Origin of the sequence: Companilactobacillus halodurans (assembly GCF_009600995.1) — a bacterium.
GTDB classification, from domain to species: domain Bacteria; phylum Bacillota; class Bacilli; order Lactobacillales; family Lactobacillaceae; genus Companilactobacillus; species Companilactobacillus halodurans.
This window is the reverse complement of the sequence record NZ_VDFO01000029.1, coordinates 21,609-38,002: the sequence shown is the minus strand read 5'-3', so window position 1 is coordinate 38,002 and position 16,394 is coordinate 21,609. Positions and strand designations below refer to the sequence as shown.

21 protein-coding genes are annotated in these 16,394 nt (G+C 37.0%); all 21 read right to left on the bottom strand.

Annotated features, from left to right (window positions below):
• Positions 1-215 precede the first annotated feature (215 nt).
• Positions 216-1,073: a helix-turn-helix transcriptional regulator gene (locus FHL05_RS08435; RefSeq protein ID WP_153384385.1), complete on the bottom strand. Its 858-nt coding sequence runs from the start codon at positions 1,071-1,073 to the stop codon at positions 216-218.
• A 103-nt stretch (positions 1,074-1,176) separates the two neighbouring features.
• Positions 1,177-1,470, bottom strand: coding sequence for a glycine cleavage system H family protein (locus tag FHL05_RS08430; protein WP_153522458.1), 294 nt, complete (start codon positions 1,468-1,470; stop codon positions 1,177-1,179).
• A gap of 5 nt (positions 1,471-1,475) precedes the next feature.
• Complete coding sequence (locus tag FHL05_RS08425) at positions 1,476-2,681, bottom strand: FtsW/RodA/SpoVE family cell cycle protein (protein ID WP_153384387.1); 1,206 nt, start codon at positions 2,679-2,681, stop codon at positions 1,476-1,478.
• A gap of 12 nt (positions 2,682-2,693) precedes the next feature.
• The gene (locus FHL05_RS08420; RefSeq protein WP_153384388.1) at positions 2,694-2,915 is read right to left on the bottom strand and encodes a DUF2969 family protein; all 222 of its coding nucleotides are present in this window, start codon (positions 2,913-2,915) and stop codon (positions 2,694-2,696) included.
• Positions 2,916-2,925: 10 nt separating this feature from the next.
• Positions 2,926-3,219 carry a membrane protein insertion efficiency factor YidD gene (gene yidD, locus FHL05_RS08415; RefSeq protein ID WP_153384389.1) on the bottom strand — a complete coding sequence of 98 codons (294 nt, stop codon included), beginning with the start codon at positions 3,217-3,219 and terminating at the stop codon, positions 2,926-2,928.
• A 1-nt stretch (position 3,220) separates the two neighbouring features.
• A complete protein-coding gene (locus tag FHL05_RS08410) occupies positions 3,221-3,403 on the bottom strand; it encodes a DNA-directed RNA polymerase subunit beta (protein ID WP_153384390.1) in 183 nt (60 codons plus the stop codon).
• Between the two features lie 8 nt (positions 3,404-3,411).
• Positions 3,412-4,401 carry a rod shape-determining protein gene (gene mreB, locus FHL05_RS08405; protein ID WP_153384391.1) on the bottom strand — a complete coding sequence of 330 codons (990 nt, stop codon included), beginning with the start codon at positions 4,399-4,401 and terminating at the stop codon, positions 3,412-3,414.
• A gap of 105 nt (positions 4,402-4,506) precedes the next feature.
• On the bottom strand, positions 4,507-5,829 hold the full coding sequence (murA, locus tag FHL05_RS08400) for a UDP-N-acetylglucosamine 1-carboxyvinyltransferase (protein WP_162000257.1): 1,323 nt from the start codon (positions 5,827-5,829) through the stop codon (positions 4,507-4,509).
• A gap of 24 nt (positions 5,830-5,853) precedes the next feature.
• Positions 5,854-6,087, bottom strand: a complete 234-nt coding sequence (locus FHL05_RS08395) for a DUF1146 family protein (protein ID WP_153384393.1) — start codon at positions 6,085-6,087, stop codon at positions 5,854-5,856.
• Between the two features lie 126 nt (positions 6,088-6,213).
• Positions 6,214-6,639, bottom strand: a complete 426-nt coding sequence (locus FHL05_RS08390) for a F0F1 ATP synthase subunit epsilon (protein WP_153522454.1) — start codon at positions 6,637-6,639, stop codon at positions 6,214-6,216.
• Between the two features lie 17 nt (positions 6,640-6,656).
• Positions 6,657-8,108 (bottom strand): F0F1 ATP synthase subunit beta, encoded by a 1,452-nt coding sequence (gene atpD / locus FHL05_RS08385; protein WP_153384395.1) that lies wholly within the window; start codon positions 8,106-8,108, stop codon positions 6,657-6,659.
• A 21-nt stretch (positions 8,109-8,129) separates the two neighbouring features.
• Entirely contained in the window at positions 8,130-9,047 is a 918-nt protein-coding gene (locus tag FHL05_RS08380) for a F0F1 ATP synthase subunit gamma (RefSeq protein ID WP_153384396.1), read from the bottom strand.
• 17 nt (positions 9,048-9,064) lie between these two features.
• Positions 9,065-10,600 (bottom strand): F0F1 ATP synthase subunit alpha, encoded by a 1,536-nt coding sequence (atpA, locus tag FHL05_RS08375; protein ID WP_153384397.1) that lies wholly within the window; start codon positions 10,598-10,600, stop codon positions 9,065-9,067.
• 19 nt (positions 10,601-10,619) lie between these two features.
• Entirely contained in the window at positions 10,620-11,165 is a 546-nt protein-coding gene (atpH, locus tag FHL05_RS08370; protein ID WP_153384398.1) for an ATP synthase F1 subunit delta, read from the bottom strand.
• Positions 11,152-11,673, bottom strand: coding sequence for a F0F1 ATP synthase subunit B (atpF, locus tag FHL05_RS08365; protein WP_420360956.1), 522 nt, complete (start codon positions 11,671-11,673; stop codon positions 11,152-11,154). Before atpF ends, atpH begins: the two co-directional genes overlap by 14 nt.
• 86 nt (positions 11,674-11,759) lie before the next feature.
• The gene (gene atpE, locus FHL05_RS08360; protein ID WP_010020175.1) at positions 11,760-11,972 is read right to left on the bottom strand and encodes a F0F1 ATP synthase subunit C; all 213 of its coding nucleotides are present in this window, start codon (positions 11,970-11,972) and stop codon (positions 11,760-11,762) included.
• A 23-nt stretch (positions 11,973-11,995) separates the two neighbouring features.
• On the bottom strand, positions 11,996-12,706 hold the full coding sequence (gene atpB / locus FHL05_RS08355) for a F0F1 ATP synthase subunit A (protein WP_153384399.1): 711 nt from the start codon (positions 12,704-12,706) through the stop codon (positions 11,996-11,998).
• A gap of 87 nt (positions 12,707-12,793) precedes the next feature.
• The gene (gene upp, locus FHL05_RS08350) at positions 12,794-13,423 is read right to left on the bottom strand and encodes a uracil phosphoribosyltransferase (protein ID WP_059074479.1); all 630 of its coding nucleotides are present in this window, start codon (positions 13,421-13,423) and stop codon (positions 12,794-12,796) included.
• A gap of 12 nt (positions 13,424-13,435) precedes the next feature.
• Positions 13,436-14,446 carry an L-threonylcarbamoyladenylate synthase gene (locus FHL05_RS08345; RefSeq protein WP_153384400.1) on the bottom strand — a complete coding sequence of 337 codons (1,011 nt, stop codon included), beginning with the start codon at positions 14,444-14,446 and terminating at the stop codon, positions 13,436-13,438.
• Between the two features lie 2 nt (positions 14,447-14,448).
• Positions 14,449-15,330 carry a peptide chain release factor N(5)-glutamine methyltransferase gene (gene prmC / locus FHL05_RS08340; protein ID WP_153522452.1) on the bottom strand — a complete coding sequence of 294 codons (882 nt, stop codon included), beginning with the start codon at positions 15,328-15,330 and terminating at the stop codon, positions 14,449-14,451.
• Complete coding sequence (gene prfA / locus FHL05_RS08335) at positions 15,275-16,372, bottom strand: peptide chain release factor 1 (protein WP_153384402.1); 1,098 nt, start codon at positions 16,370-16,372, stop codon at positions 15,275-15,277. Before prfA ends, prmC begins: the two co-directional genes overlap by 56 nt.
• Between the last annotated feature and the right edge of the window lie 22 nt (positions 16,373-16,394).

Genomic DNA, 16,394 nt, shown 5'->3' with positions numbered 1-16,394 from the left:
GGTCGAACATCTAAAGGGCATGAATGGTGTCCTTTTTTGGTGTTCTTAAATGGTTATTACTAATAAATGGTATACAAAAATAAAGTTGATGGCAAAATACCTATCAACTTTATTTATCGTACAGCCATAATAATTGAATGAAAAAAAGAGGTTCACCGATTTTTAAAATCGGTGAACCTCTTTTGCATTATTGGAATTTAATAAATTGTTTTTTATTAAAAGATGTTCAAGTGCATATCTTTTACTTTAGATTTTAACTTTTCAAAAACTTGTTTGTTTTCACTGATACTTGAGATTACATAAGCTTTAATATAATCTTCATCAGTTTTTTGACCTTCACGAGTGCCTGCTTCAGCTAAGTAGCAGTACATTTCGTCAAGTTTGAACAATGTTTGTTCTTTCCTAGCAATGATAATACCTTCATTAGCATATTCGATTGCTTTGTCGTTATCATCTAATTTCAATGACAAGTCAGCCATATTGGCATAAATCAAAATGCTATCGTGGTAATTCTCATCACCAATCTTGCCTAGACTAGATTTAATCAAGTCTTTAGCTTGATTATAATAAACTCTTGCTTCATCAACTGACTTTTTGTTGATATAAGCTTTTGCTGTAAAGACATCAATTAAAATGTCATACATATCAACATTAGCAATATTGACATTCATTGCACGATTAAAATCAAAAATTGCTTTGTCATAATTCTTGCTAGAAACATATTCAATCAAACCATTGAAGAAGTGAATCAACTTGATTTCTTGCTTATTATTGACATTGATGTTTTTAAGCTTACCCAGTTTGTCACTAATGTCATCGAAATCATCTTGATAGAATGACTTCTTAATATCGCTAATAATTGAATATATTTGACTATCGTCATTGACGATAACAAGGTTCATTGTGATACCCAGTCTTTCACAAATACGAACCAATATTTCCATGCTTGGAATCTTGTCTTTTTTTTCAATCAGGCTGACAGTTGCCTGTGTACATATGCCATCAGCTAACTCAGATTGAGAAATACCTCTGAGTTTTCTGTAATGGCGGATCTTTTCACCTAAGATTTTCATTCTAAACTATCCCCATTCATTTATTAATTCCAAGGATAATTTAAACAGTTATTAAAAAATGTTGCAAGAAATAAGTAGCGATAAAAAGATAAATTTTAAAAATTTAATTATTTACCTCAAAGAACCATGCATTTTTTTCACTACTATTTAATAACTCTGGATTATCATTTAATTTATCGTTAACTTTAACGATTTTCCCGCTAACTGGCGATTCTAGCTCAACTACAGCCTTTTGTGCTTCAATCTCGCCACTTGATTCACCTTTTTTAATTTCACTATCTAAATCAGGTAATTCAACATATTTGACATCGCCTAAAGCCTCTTGAGCCTCTTTAGTCAAGCCTATACGTGTTGTCTTTTCACCTTTTTTTACCCAATAATAATTCTTATTACTCATATTATTTACCTGCCTTGTCCAAATGTACCGTTTTCAAACATATAGCTCTTGTGATGGAATCTCATTGACATTATCAATCCAATTCCAATCATGTTTCCTAACAACGCTGAACCACCTTGCGAGACAAAGGGCAACGGAATACCTGTCAGTGGCAATAATCCAACGCTCATACCGATATTTTCAAAAACATGGAACAAGATCATCATAATGACACCTGTTGATACATAAGCATAAAATTCATTCTTTGTATCAAAAGTCACTTGAACCATTTGATAAATTAATAAAAAGTACAACAAAATTAAAACACATGAACCGACAAAACCGAAATTCTCACCAATAACGGAAAAAATCATATCTGATTCACGAACTGGAACATACACATTCGAGACATTGAATCCTTTACCAAATAATTGTCCAGATCCAATAGCCTTCATATTTTGCCAAATCTGATAACCATTTTCAGAAGTATCAGCTGATGGATCGAGCCAACTATCGATTCGGGCAAATTGGTAAGATCTAAAACCGAAATTGCCTAAAATTTGTCGACCCCAATCAGTTGTCGCAAATAGTAAAGCTGTTCCACCTACAACTGCAACAATCAAGAAAGCTGGCAATAAAATCCGCCAATCAATTCCAGAAACTAGAATCATTCCACCCAAAATGGCGACGAAAACTAAGATTGTACCAAAGTCATTTTGCAACTTCAATAAAACCATGATTGGCAAAGTATAAAGCAACATCTTACCAATCAACAAAAAGTCGGTTCTAATCGTGTGTGAGCGATATTCGCTATTATGATTGGTAATTACTTTTCCCAGCATTAGAATAAACGCTGGCTTCATAACTTCAGATGGTTGGAATGTGAATGAACCGATGGCAAACCAACTCTTAGCACCAGTGTTTGCCGCATACGACCTACTATAAAAGATTAAGACTAAAAACAGCAACGCCAATCCCGCATAGTAAGCATAATTAGCCACTTGCCAAAGTTGCTCTGCATCAAACTGCATTATCACGGCGATGACTACAGCACCGATGACATACCAAACTATTTGGCTAGCTACATTTTTTAAAGGATTCTGCGAATCTTGAACTGTCGCAACGTAGATTGACATGATACCAATGAGCGCTAACATCATTACGGAAAAAATTATGCCGTAATCGATTCTTGAATCCACATCATTTTTTCTTCTATTTTCTCTTATTTGCATATTTACACCTGATTAATGATTATGTAAATTGTATTGCATTAGCAATTCATTGATTGCATCATCTAATTTAACTGACTTGAACGGAGTATCGTTGCTTTCAACAAATGATAAATAACGATCTCCGTCTTTTTTAATTGTACCAATGTATTTCTTACGATCCCAAAGTTCGTATGTTTCAGGATTATCACTGATATCTTTTAAACTTATTTCAACTGATTTTTTTCTACTAGACATTAAATCTTCCCTACTTTTTATTATGAAATTTTTTTGCGATAATTTCGTCCTCATATTTTTCCGGATGAGGATTTCTAAAAATAGTGAAATTATCTGGCACCGGATCAACTCCACCACGAACGAATGGATTGCACCTAAAAATTCGTGCTATTCCCATAATCGATCCTAAAATTCCACCGTGCTTTTTGACCGCATCTATAAAGTAAGTCGAACACGTTGGGTAATATCGACAACTGGGTGGCAATACTGGAGAGATAAAATTTTGATAGAATCTTACGATTCCAATTAATATTTTCTTTAGCATACTACCTTAGAAAATCGAACATATGCATCCAGGTTCCTGGCCATAGAACAGCCAGTGGATTCGAACCACCCAAAGCTGAACCTATCAGCATCCCTAAGACTAAGAAGATTAACATTAATAATAGTACCCAACCTATTTTTCTAAAAACATCATGACGATATTCTTTACCAAAGTCTTTTTTCATTTTTCATCCTAGTATTTCTTATGTTTTTCAATATTATCCAACAAAACACCAGTACCTAAAGCAACTGAATCTAATGGGCTATCTGTTAATAGAACTGGTACTTGAAGTTTTTCAGATAATAGCTTATCCAAGTTTCTCAATAATGCACCACCACCTGTAAGCATGATACCACGGTCAATAATATCACCAGATAGTTCTGGTGGTGTTTGCTCTAAAACGTTGCGAGCGGCGCTGACAATTTGCTCTACGCCATCTTCCAACGCACCTTGAATTTCAACTTCATTAGTAGTGATTTCTTTTGGCAAACCACTAACAATATCAATTCCGCTAGCTGAGAAAGTTTTGCTTTCGTCAGCATCCATTACGCAACCAATTTCAATCTTAATTTGCTCAGCAGTTCTTTCACCAATAATCAAACTGTGACGTTGCTTGATAAAGCTTTGAATTGCAGTCGTCATCTTATCACCAGCAAAACGCAATGAACGGCTTGTGACGATATCTCCCATTGAAATAACAGCAATATCGCTAGTACCGCCACCAATATCGATTACCATATTTCCTTGTGGTTTAAAGATATCTAAACCAGCACCGACAGCGGCAACCTTAGGTTCAAGTTGTAAATAGACCTTGCCGCCACCAGCTTGTTCAGCAGCTTCAATAATCGATTTTTGTTCAACTGGCGTTACATTGGTTGGTGCACAAATCATAATAGTTGGTTTTGAAAAACGACCGCCAACATTTAATTTATCAATAAAGTATTGAAGCATTTTTTCAGTAATATCAAAATCTGCAATCACGCCATCTTTTAAGGGACGAATTGCTTTAATATTTGCTGGAGTCCTTCCAACCATCATGTAGGCATCTTTACCAACAGCCACTACATCATTATTCTTTGTATTAATTGCTACAACTGAAGGCTCGTTTAAAACGATACCTTCTCCTTTTACATCAATAAGTACATTTGCTGTACCCAAATCAATTCCTAGATATTTTGACATACCTTATCCTCCAAAATCTAAACACAAAAAGTATATCATAACCAGCCTAATCATTAAATTGCCAATAAAAAAAGAAAGTGGAATTTCCACTTCCTTAAGTCAGATTTAAGCCAATTTTGTAACACTTGGTATTGTATTTAATACTAATCTTTCTCGACCAGATTCATCAATTGAAACTCGTCTAATTTTAGCACCTAAATTTCTTAACTTTTCAGTGAAATTATAATATCCACGATCCAAATATTGAAGGTTTGAAACTCGAGTCTCTCCTTCAGCAACTAATCCTGCTAATACCAGTGCTGCAGCAGCACGTAAATCAGTAGCAGCAACATTAGCACCACTTAGTTGGGCTGGACCGAACATAATAACAGAATTACCTTCAATCTTATACTCGGCTTTCATCTTGCCGAATTCTGGGAAATGCATAAATCTGTTTTCAAAAACAGTTTCTGTCATAACAGTAGTTCCAACACTTAATAGTTGTGCGAGCGTCATTTGAGCTTGCATATCAGTTGGGAATCCAGGATGTGGCATCGTCTTAACATCAACAGGTTTTAAGCGACCATTTGAAACGACGTGAATGCCATCATCGCTTTCTTCAATAGAAACGCCCATTTCTCTTAATTTCGAAATTAAAGGACGGTTGTGAATTGCCACAGCATCCTTGATGAAAATATCTCCACCAGTAACAGCAGCGGCAATCATAAAGGTTCCAGCTTCTATTCTATCTTGCATAATTGAATGTTCACAACCATGTAAACTTGAAACACCTTCGATACGAACAGTATTCGTACCTGCTCCAGTGACATTTGCACCCATCTTGCTTAAAACGTTAGCAAGATCAACAATTTCTTGTTCTCTGGCGGCATTATCAATAACTGTTTCACCATCAGCTAAAGTTGCAGCCATCATAATATTTTGGGTTGCGCCAACGCTTGGGAAATCAAGATAAATGTTTGCACCATGCAAACCTTCCGTTGTAGCATCAATAAAGCCGCCATTTTGAGTAAAGTTTGCACCCATTGCTTCCAAGCCTTTGATATGCAAATCAATTGGTCTAGAACCGATTGCACAGCCACCAGGCATTGCTACATGTGCTGCCTTATTTCTGGCTAATAGAGGTCCTAAAACGACGATTGAAGCACGCATTTTATCGACTAACTCTTCAGGAGCAGTTGTCCCTACTCCTTTGCTTGTATCTACTGTTAATACTTCGTCAGATTCATCATAAGAAACTTTGGCATCCAAAGCCTTTAAAACTTTAGACATTGTTATTACATCCGATAACGGAGGGATATTAGTTAAAAGGGTCTTACCCTTTGATGCTAAAATAGTCGTTGCTAAGATAGGCAAAGCGGCATTTTTTGCACCTTCAATTCTGACAGTTCCTTTTAATTGCGTAGGTCCATTTACGATTATTTGTTGCACAATATTCTCCTCCAAAACCTGGAATCATTTAAAAAGCAAGGCTATATTTTGCGATAGACTAAAAATGCTCATAAAAAAAGAGCTTACTGTATAACCTAGAGCGATTGCAATAAACGCTACAAGTAATTGTAACATTTTAGGGTTGGTTTTGTTATATAACTTTTTCCAATCTACCACTTGCAAGACGTTAAAACTGATCCAAATAAAGATAATATGGCTCACAAGCGTAATTATGGCATTTACTCCAATGTTTGTCATTTTATAAACCTCACTTTTCTAAATACTAACATTTTTTTAAGATTTGACATCATTTAATGACAATACTTTAGATTTCTTTAAAACAAAAAAAGACCAAGCAAATGCTTGATCTTTTGATTTTACAATTTATTTGTGTGAACCTACGTTAATTCTATTTATAGCCTTACGTAGAGAAACTTGAGCACGGGCTAAATCATCAACATTGTGTTTTTGTTCAGCAACCTTGATTGTCTCTTCAGCCTTTTGCTTAGCATATTCAGCACGTCTTAAATCAATGTCTCTAGCTCTTTCGGCACTGTTAGCGACGATTGATACTAGATCATTGCTAAACTCCAAGAACCCGCCATTTACCGCGATAGAATCTTCATGATGAGGTTTGTCGACACGACGGACACGAACTTCATCAATCACCAATGGGGCGATGATTGGAGCATGGTGAGCCATGACACCAATTTCACCATCAATGGTACTTAAAACAACGAGTTTTGCATGATGATCGTAAACAACACCATCAGGAGTAACAATATTGACCGTCATTATGTTTTCAGCCATATTATCTCCCCCTATCGTTAATTGGCGACTGCTTGTTCAGCATTATCGTCTTGACCATCAGCTGGCTTCCAGCCCATCTTTTTGGCTTTATCAATGACATCTTGAATTCCACCAACACCATTGAAGGCATCTTCAGGAATATCGTCATATTTACCATCTAAGATAGCACGGAAATCCTTAACTGTTTCTGAAACAGGAACATAAGAACCTGGAATACCAGTAAATTGTTGAGCAACACTGAAGTTTTGTGACAAGAAGAATTGAATTCTTCTGGCACGTGCAACGACAGTCTTTTCTTCGTCAGACAACTCATCCATACCTAAGATAGAAATGATATCTTGAAGTTCATGATATCTTTGAAGAACTTCTTGAACTTCAGTAGCAACATTATAGTGTTCTTGTCCGATAATATCAGGATCAAGAGCAGATGATGATGATGCCAATGGATCAACAGCTGGATAAATACCTTGTTGTGTCAACTTACGTTCCAGGTTAGTTGTAGCATCCAAGTGAGCGAAAGTTGTAGCAGGAGCAGGGTCAGTATAATCATCGGCAGGAACATAAACGGCTTGAATTGACGTGATAGAACCCTTCTTAGTAGAAGTGATTCTTTCTTGCAATTGACCCATTTCTGTAGCCAATGTTGGTTGATAACCAACGGCTGAAGGCATACGACCTAGCAAAGCTGAAACTTCAGAACCAGCTTGTGTAAATCTGAAGATGTTATCGATAAACAATAGAACATCTTGACCTTCAACATCACGGAAGTACTCAGCAATTGTCAAACCTGTTAAGGCAACACGCATACGAGCACCAGGTGATTCGTTCATTTGGCCATAAACCATGGCCGTCTTTTTAAGAACACCGGATTCCTTCATTTCATAATAAAGGTCATTACCTTCACGTGTTCTTTCACCAACACCAGTAAATACTGAGATACCACCATGCTCTTCAGCAATATTGTGGATTAACTCTTGAATCAAAACGGTTTTACCAACACCGGCACCACCGAACAAACCAACTTTACCACCACGAACGTAAGGTTCGAGTAAATCGATAACTTTGATACCTGTTTCAAGAATTTCTGTTGATGTATTTAATTGATCATAAGCAGGTGCTTCACGGTGAATACTCTTTCTTGGGAAGTCAGAAGGAAATTCCTTACCTCCATCCACTGGTTCACCTAAAACGTTAAACACACGACCTAAAGTTTCTTTACCAACTGGTACGGAAATTGGACCGCCTGAATTAACAACTTCAGCACCTCTTTGAAGTCCATCGGTAGAACTCATGGAAATAGCACGCAAGGCGCCATCACCTAATTCTAGGGCAACTTCAAGAGTGATAATTGATCCGTCGCTTTTCTTAATCTTTAAAGCATCATTAAGTTCTGGCAAGTCTCCATCCAAAGGAAACTCAACATCGACAACTGGACCGATTACCTGAATAACTTTACCTTTGCTACTCATTTAATTTGGCTCCTTTCTAAACTATTCAAGTGCAGCAGCACCACCGATAATTTCAGTGATCTCTGTAGTAATTTGAGCTTGACGGGCACGGTTATAATGCAATGACAAATCTGAAATAAGGTCGTTAGCATTATCAGTCGCACTCTTCATAGCTGTAACAGAAGCAGCATGCTCTGCTGTTTTTGCATCCATCATTGCTCCTAAAACCAAACACTCAATATATTGAGGTACAATTGCAGATAAAACTGCTTTAGGGTTAGGTTCTGTGATGTATTCAGTCGCAACCTGTTGTTCTTCTGCGGAAACATCGTCAGGTTCAGTCAAAGGCAACAATTTTTGATTAGAAAAATTAGAAACCAATGAGTTCACGTGATGGTTGTGACAAATATCAATTTCATCAAACAATTCTGCTTGATACATTTGAAGAATCGTCTTCATGATTGGTGTGATATCTTTAACTGTTGGAATATCTGGTAAACCAGTATATTCATAAGCAATATCATAGCCACGTGTCTTGAAGAATTCAGTACCAGTAGCACCAAGGGAAATAATCGTAAATTTACTTTGGTCACCATGATATTTCTTTTCAAAGAGATCCATCATAGCTTTCAAAATATTACTATTATATCCACCAACAAGTCCACGATCACTTGTGATAACAACATAAGCAGTCTTTTTAACTTCACGAACTTTAAGAAGACTGTTAAGACTTAGCGGATCAGTCGAATCATCAGCAATTGACAATTCCTTGAAAACATCAGCCGCTGTTAAATGTCTAACAATATCTTCAACCTTTTTTTCATACAATTGATAAGCAATAGATTTCTTTTCAATACGAGAGAGTTTAGCACCAGAGACCATTTGCATGGCTCTTGTAATTTGACCAGTTTTCTTAGTAGAAGAAATTCTTCTTTTAATATCCATAAGTGACTCAGCCATTATTTAAACCTCCTGTATTATTTATCTTGCTTACTGTCATCATCTGACTTAGATGCTAAAAAGTTTTCTGTAAATTCCTTTACATCAGCATTAAATTTATCTTCGTCAGGTAATTTACCTGTATCTTTGATTGTCTTTAGAAGGTCAGCATGGTTAGCATCGAAATATTCAGAAAGTGAAGCTTCATATTCTTTAATATCGTCAACTTTGACCTTATCTAAGAATCCTCTTGTCAAGGCAAACAAAATCAAAACTTGTTTTTCAACAGGAACTGGAGAGTGTACGGGTTGTTTTAGAACTTCCTCAGTACGACGACCACGATCTAGTTTTGCTTTTGTTGCTTCATCAAGATCAGAACCGAATTGAGCAAATGATTCCAATTCGTGATATGAAGAAAGATCTAGACGTAATGTACCAGCAACCTTCTTCATAGCCTTAATTTGGGCATCCCCACCAACACGAGAAACAGATGTACCAGCATCGATAGCTGGACGTGTACCTGAGTGGAACATATCACTACTCAAGAAAATCTGTCCATCAGTGATAGAAATAACGTTAGTTGGAATATAAGCAGACACATCACCGGCTTGTGTTTCAACAATAGGTAGAGCAGTCATTGAACCGCCACCCAATTTGTCGCTCAACTTAGCAGCACGTTCTAGCAAACGTGAGTGCAAGTAGAAAACATCACCGGGATATGCTTCACGCCCTGGTGGTCTACGAAGCAATAGCGAAATTTCACGATAGGCATTAGCTTGCTTGCTTAAATCATCATAGACAATCAAAACATGCTTGCCGTTATACATGAAATATTCACCCATTGCGGCACCAGCATATGGTGCGAAGTAAAGCATAGGTGCTGGTTGACTAGGACCAGCTTCAACAACGATTGTGTAATCCATTGCGCCGTGCTTTCTTAAGGTTTCAACTTGGGCTCTAATTGTTGATTCCTTTTGTCCAATTGCAACATAGATACAAATCATATCTTCATCTTTTTGATTAAGAATTGTATCAATAGCAATTGATGTTTTACCAGTTTTACGGTCACCAATGATCAACTCACGTTGACCACGACCAATAGGAACAAGTGAGTCAACTGATTTCAAACCTGTTTGTAAAGGTTCGAAAACTGACTTACGTTGCATAACACCAGGTGCAGGTGATTCAATAGGTCTTGTCTTATCTGTCTTAATTTCTCCCTGACCATCTACTGGTTGACCCAAAGAGTTTACGACACGTCCGATCATCTTGTCCCCAACAGGAACTTCCATAATACGACCTGTTCTTTTAACAGTATCGCCTTCACGAATTTTATCGTAACTACCTAAAATAATGATACCAACATCATCACTTTCAAGGTTTTGAGCCACACCAAAAGTACCGTCTTGGAATTCAAGCAATTCACTCGCCATGGCATTCTCAAGGCCATTAGCACGAGCGATACCATCACCGACGTATGTAACTGTACCTACTTCATCAACTGAGAGTTCATTTTTATAGTTCTTTAACTGTTCTTTGATCAGTGAACTAATCTCTTCAGTTTTGATGCTCATTCTTTTCACCTCGACTTAATTAATTAACCAATAGCGTCTTCTTAATATCATTAAATCTCTTAATAACACTGCCATCGATAACTTCGTCTCCTACACGGATTATAACGCCACCGATGATTTTTGAATCAACTATTTTCGTTAAATTTACTTTATTTACTGAAAATCTCTTTTTAATCACAGATTCAAGATTTTGAGCTTGAGCATCGCCTAAATCAATACTCGTAGTGACTGTAGCTTCTACAATGCCATTTTCTTCATCATACTTATTAATGAAAGCGTCTGCAATTTCGATGATACAATCCATACGATTATTGTTAAAAACTAAACCAAGAAAATCTTGCATTAAAGAACCAAATTGGCTCTTCAAAGTATCCAAAATTTTTAGCTTTTCAGTGCGAGAAATAGAACGTCCAGCAAGAGCAAAACTCAAACTGGGATTTTCTTCATAGACCTGCTTTAACGACTTTAAATCTTCAAGCATCTCTTCAATAGAATCCTGTTCTTGGGCCACTTCAAAAAGTGCCTTACTATAACGCTTTCCCACTTGAACTTTACTTAGACTCATTTACCGTCAACTCCTTAATATAAGAGTCGATTAGTGACTTTTGATCATCTGCGTTAAGTTCTTTAGAAATAACCTTCGAAGCAATTTCCAAAGATAGATTAGCTATGTCTTTTTGTGCACCAGCCATAGCATCTTCTTTAGCCTTAGCTGCATCTGATTTTGCTCTTTGTCTTACTTCTTCAGCTTCGCTATGAGCATCGGAGACGATAGACTTCTTTTGAGTCTCACCGCTCTCCTTAGCTTTATTTACAATTCCCACTGCTTCAGCACGTGAATTTTTAAGAGCATCTTCACGTTCTTTTGCCAACTTTTCAGCACGTGAGCGTTCCTGATCCGCATAATCAAGATCGCCAGTAATCTTTTCAGATCTGGCATCCATCATCTTTGTAACAGGGCCCCAAGCAAAATGCTTGACCAACAATGCCAAAATGATGAAAGAAACAAGAATGAAAAGCATGTCACCCAAAGCTACTTGATTAGCTCCGAGAACTAATAAACCTGCCAATATTCTTCACTCCTTCCTCTCAAATAAAATACATAAATATAAAAAGGCGATTTAATTATTTTATCGCCAAATTTTGGTTTCTATATGTATTAAACGAAAAGAATAACGAACGCAATAGCAATAGCGATGATAGGAACAGCTTCAATAAGACCAACACCAATGAACATTGTTCCTCTTAATTTGTCAGCTACTTCTGGTTGACGGGCCATTCCTTCAAGAGTCTTAGAAATAACAAGTCCGTTACCGATTGATGCTCCAAGAGCAGCGATACCAGCTGCAAGAGCTGCCGCAATATCTTTCATAATTAAAAATCCTCCAATAAAAGTTATTCTTGTTCCATTTTACGTGAAATATAAACCATTGATAAGGTGGTAAATACATACGCTTGGATGGCTCCAATAAATACAGAAAAGCCTTGCCATACCATAGCTAATGGTATTGCTGCTACAAAGGTAACAGCTCCAACACTTTTTGCAACAGTTCCAATAAGTGCAAGAAGTACTTCACCGGCAAATATATTACCGTAAAGACGCAATGATAATGTTAGGAAGTTTGTAAACTCTTCCAGAAGGTTAATTGGTAGTAAGAACTTTACCGGTCTCGCATAATTGGATAAATAGCCACCAAATCCAAATTTCTTCACAGCATAATAGTGTGAAAGCAGCAATGAAATTGTTGCAAGTCCCATTGTAATCAATGGATTGGTTGTTGGTGACTTAATATATGTGAATCCGCCGACCTTTAGCTGGAATATTAATCCCAATTGATTAGCTACAAAAACAAATAGGAATAATACAAATGCATAAAGATTAAAGCGTCTACCTGACCCATCTGGCATTGTCGACTTTACAATACCGTTAGTAAAATCAATCATCCATTCGAGTACATTCTGTGCTTTACCAGGTCTCATTGTGATTTTGCGAGATAATGCAAATACCAAAATGAAAACGAGGATTGCAGAGACAAGAACTGACAAGTCATTTGCAACATTGAATCTTAAGCCTAAGAAATCAATAAACTTATACTTATCATCCAATAATAACCCTCCTTTCTTCGCTTATTGAAAACAATTGATACCACAAAATAATAACACTAAATAAAATATAATAAAACAATGAAATCTTTATTTTGTCCCAAACAAACGATCACCTGCATCGCCTAGTCCTGGGAAGATATAGCCACTATCGGTAATCTTCTCATCAAGCGATGCTGCATAGATATCAACGTCTGGATGGGCATCTTGAACAGCTTTAACACCCTCTGGAGCTGCAACCAAAACAACCAAGCGCATGTGCTTTGCTCCACGTTTCTTCAAAGCATCGATAGCCATGTTAGCTGACCCACCAGTAGCAAGCATTGGGTCAACGATAAATAGTTCACGTTGATCGATATCGCTTGGAAGTTTCACAAAATATTCATGTGGTTTCAAAGTTTTTTCATCACGGTACATACCAATGTGACCGACTTTAGCAGCTGGAATCAATTCCAAGACACCATCAACCATACCAAGTCCAGCACGCAAGATTGGAATTACAGCTAATTTCTTACCTGCAAGGACCTTTTGTGTAGATTTACCCATTGGTGTTTCTACTTCAACATCCTTAAGTGGCAAGTCACGTGTGATTTCATAAACCATCAACTCACCAATTTCATTGGCAACTTCACGGAATACCTTTGTACCTGTGTGCTTGTTTCGGATAATTGTAAGTTTGTGTTGGATCAATGGATGGTTCAATACTGTAAATTTAGACATTATATGTCTCCCTTATTTTTTATAGTGTGCATTTCCAGCTGATTTGTTAAGCCGATTACTGTAGGCTGCTCCATGACCTGTGTCTGGGAAGCCCTGGGCCAAAATATATTGCACATGGTCCGAGTCTAATTGACGTAATCCGGCAAATAAATCTCTTGAAGCACTAATTACATCTTCACCAAGTGAAAATGTTTTAATCCCTGATGGTACTTCTTTTAAAATTTGTTCGGTTGCCATAACTCCTAATGGAACATTTTTAGCAACATACTCAGAAATAGCCTGTTTAAAATCATTGACATCGTCGACAATAATCACTTGTGCGCTAGGTGCGTAATGCTTATATTTCATTCCTGGTGCCTTTGGAACTTCACCAGCTGAAACTTTATGGTGATCACTATTGACATTATCAATAACTTTTAACAAGTCATCTGAGTCGACCATACCTGGTCTAAGAATAGTTGGTACATCAACGGATAAATCAATAACAGTTGATTCGACCCCAAGCTTTGTTGGACCATCGTCCAAAATAGCTGCAATTTTACCATGCAAATCATGATAAACATGCTTAGCTAACGTTGGACTTGGTTTACCAGAAGTATTAGCTGAAGGACCAACGATAGGTTTACCAAATGTCTTGATTAAATCCAGAGTTGCCTTATTATTGGGCATTCTAAAAGCAGCCGTCGTCAAACCCCCAGTGACCGCCTTAGAAAGTTTACCTGGCTGAATTGGCATGATAATCGTTAATGGACCGGGCCAAAAAGCCTTCATGAGCTTTTGTGCTAATGGCTTATAACTGTTATCAGCGTACTCCCAGACCATATCTGGACCAGATACATGCACGATTAAAGGATTGTCGCTAGGACGTCCTTTAGCAGCGTAGACATCTTTGACTACATCAGGTCTAGTGGCATCAGCTCCTAAGCCATAAACAGTCTCAGTTGGAAAAGCAACTAACTGTCCTTTGGCTAAGAAATCTGCAGCTTCTTTGATCTGTGTATTCTTAAGTATTTCAGTATCCAATACTACATCTCCTTTTTAGCTTTTAGATATCGGTAATTCCCACTTATATCTTTATGAAATTCTACAACATATTCGGGTAAATTATCACAAAAAATTTGTTTTATCGCATTTTTTTGTCGAAAACCGAACTCCATATACAAAATACCACCATTAGAAAGATAATTATCAACTTTCTTTGAGATACTCTCATAGAATTCTAAACCATTATTCTTTCCATATAAAGCTAAATCCGGTTCATATTTAATTACGCTAGTATCCATATCAACTTTTTCAGATTCTGCAATATACGGAGGATTAGAAACGATTACGTCAAATTTCTGTGGTTTGATCTCTTCAAATAGGTCGCTTTCTTTAAAGAAAATATTATTTGTTTGGTAATTATCAGCATTTTGCTTTGCTACTTTCAAAGCTGAATTGGAAATATCTGTCGCCAGAATATCATCATTAGGAAATTCTAATCCAAGAGTCACGGCAATGACACCGGAACCAGTTCCGATATCCAGAATACTTTCTTGTTCTTTTCCATGCTCGTCGATAATTTTTTGCACCATCTCTTCAGTATCTTGGCGTGGAATAAGTACACTATCATTAACTGAAAAGTTTCGATTCATGAAATATGCGTATCCCAAAATATACTGTACAGGAACATCCATTTGCAATTTGACTAATCCCTGACGAAATTTTCGTAAAATATCAGCTGGAATTTCTTCATTACGATGCAATTGTAATTGAGTGTAATTGAATCCCGACAACTCTTCTAATAAATACTGGGCGTCTTCAGGAAATTTTCCTCGATCTTTTAACATAGAAAAAGCCCTTTTCAGGGCGTTAGAATAGCTTAGCTTCTCCACTTTGAATCTGCTCCAACTTCTCTGCTTGATCATGAACAATCAAAGCATCAATTATTTCTTCTAATTCGCCGTTCATGATTCGATCCAACTTGTTCAATGACAAGCCGATACGGTGATCAGTGACACGGTTTTGTGGATAATTGTAAGTTCTAATACGTTCCGAACGATCACCAGTACCAACGGCTGATTTACGTTTTTCATCGTATTCATTTTGATTTTGTGATTCATAGTAATCATAAACACGTGACTTCAAAATTTGCATAGCCTTTTGACGGTTTTGTTGTTGTGAACGTTGATCTTGCATAGCAACAACGATTCCTGTTGGCAAGTGAGTCATACGAACAGCTGATGAAGTCTTATTGATATGTTGGCCACCAGCACCAGATGAACGGTAAACATCAGTTCTAATATCTTTAGGATCGATATCGATATCTACTTCATCGTACTCTGGCATGACAGCAACAGTTGCTGTAGAAGTGTGAACTCTACCTTGTGATTCAGTAGCAGGTACACGTTGAACACGGTGTGCCCCATTTTCATACTTCAACTTAGAATAAACGCTGTCACCTGTAATCATGACAGCAACATCTTTGTAGCCACCAACTTCGGTATCAGTTTCATCAATAATGTCAAAAGTCCAACCTTGTTTTTCAGCATACTTGCTATACATCGTCAACAAGTCAGCGGCAAACAAACTGGCTTCATCGCCACCGGCAGCTCCACGGATTTCCATAATAATATTCTTATCATCATTAGGGTCTTTAGGAAGCATCAAAAGAGTAATCTTGTGTTCAATTTCATCAAGCTCTTTTTTGGAAGTTTCCTTCTCATCCTTTGCCATTGCTTCCATTTCGGAATCGTCAGTTTCACGCAAAATCTCATCGCTATCACTGATACTTTTTTTCAATTCTTTGTAACGCTTGAAGGCAGCTACGACATCACGCATGTCAGCTTCTTCTTTAGAATAAGCCATGTAGCGTTTAGTGTCGTTGATAACTTCAGGATCGCTCATTAATTCTTGAAGTTCGCTATATCTTTCAAGTAGCGTTTCTAGTTGTTCAAATATTTTATCCAACTTAACTATCCTTTCTTCTATT

Coding starts and splice junctions, on each gene's coding strand:
- FHL05_RS08435 (WP_153384385.1), bottom strand. CDS start 1,073: ATGAAAATCTTAGGTGAAAAGATCCGCCATTACAGAAAACTCAGAGGT.
- FHL05_RS08430 (WP_153522458.1), bottom strand. CDS start 1,470: ATGAGTAATAAGAATTATTATTGGGTAAAAAAAGGTGAAAAGACAACA.
- FHL05_RS08425 (WP_153384387.1), bottom strand. CDS start 2,681: ATGCAAATAAGAGAAAATAGAAGAAAAAATGATGTGGATTCAAGAATC.
- FHL05_RS08420 (WP_153384388.1), bottom strand. CDS start 2,915: ATGTCTAGTAGAAAAAAATCAGTTGAAATAAGTTTAAAAGATATCAGT.
- yidD (WP_153384389.1), bottom strand. CDS start 3,219: ATGCTAAAGAAAATATTAATTGGAATCGTAAGATTCTATCAAAATTTT.
- FHL05_RS08410 (WP_153384390.1), bottom strand. CDS start 3,403: ATGAAAAAAGACTTTGGTAAAGAATATCGTCATGATGTTTTTAGAAAA.
- mreB (WP_153384391.1), bottom strand. CDS start 4,401: ATGTCAAAATATCTAGGAATTGATTTGGGTACAGCAAATGTACTTATT.
- FHL05_RS08395 (WP_153384393.1), bottom strand. CDS start 6,087: ATGACAAACATTGGAGTAAATGCCATAATTACGCTTGTGAGCCATATT.
- FHL05_RS08390 (WP_153522454.1), bottom strand. CDS start 6,639: ATGGCTGAAAACATAATGACGGTCAATATTGTTACTCCTGATGGTGTT.
- atpD (WP_153384395.1), bottom strand. CDS start 8,108: ATGAGTAGCAAAGGTAAAGTTATTCAGGTAATCGGTCCAGTTGTCGAT.
- FHL05_RS08380 (WP_153384396.1), bottom strand. CDS start 9,047: ATGGCTGAGTCACTTATGGATATTAAAAGAAGAATTTCTTCTACTAAG.
- atpA (WP_153384397.1), bottom strand. CDS start 10,600: ATGAGCATCAAAACTGAAGAGATTAGTTCACTGATCAAAGAACAGTTA.
- atpH (WP_153384398.1), bottom strand. CDS start 11,165: ATGAGTCTAAGTAAAGTTCAAGTGGGAAAGCGTTATAGTAAGGCACTT.
- atpE (WP_010020175.1), bottom strand. CDS start 11,972: ATGAAAGATATTGCGGCAGCTCTTGCAGCTGGTATCGCTGCTCTTGGA.
- upp (WP_059074479.1), bottom strand. CDS start 13,423: ATGTCTAAATTTACAGTATTGAACCATCCATTGATCCAACACAAACTT.
- prmC (WP_153522452.1), bottom strand. CDS start 15,330: ATGATCAAGCAGAGAAGTTGGAGCAGATTCAAAGTGGAGAAGCTAAGC.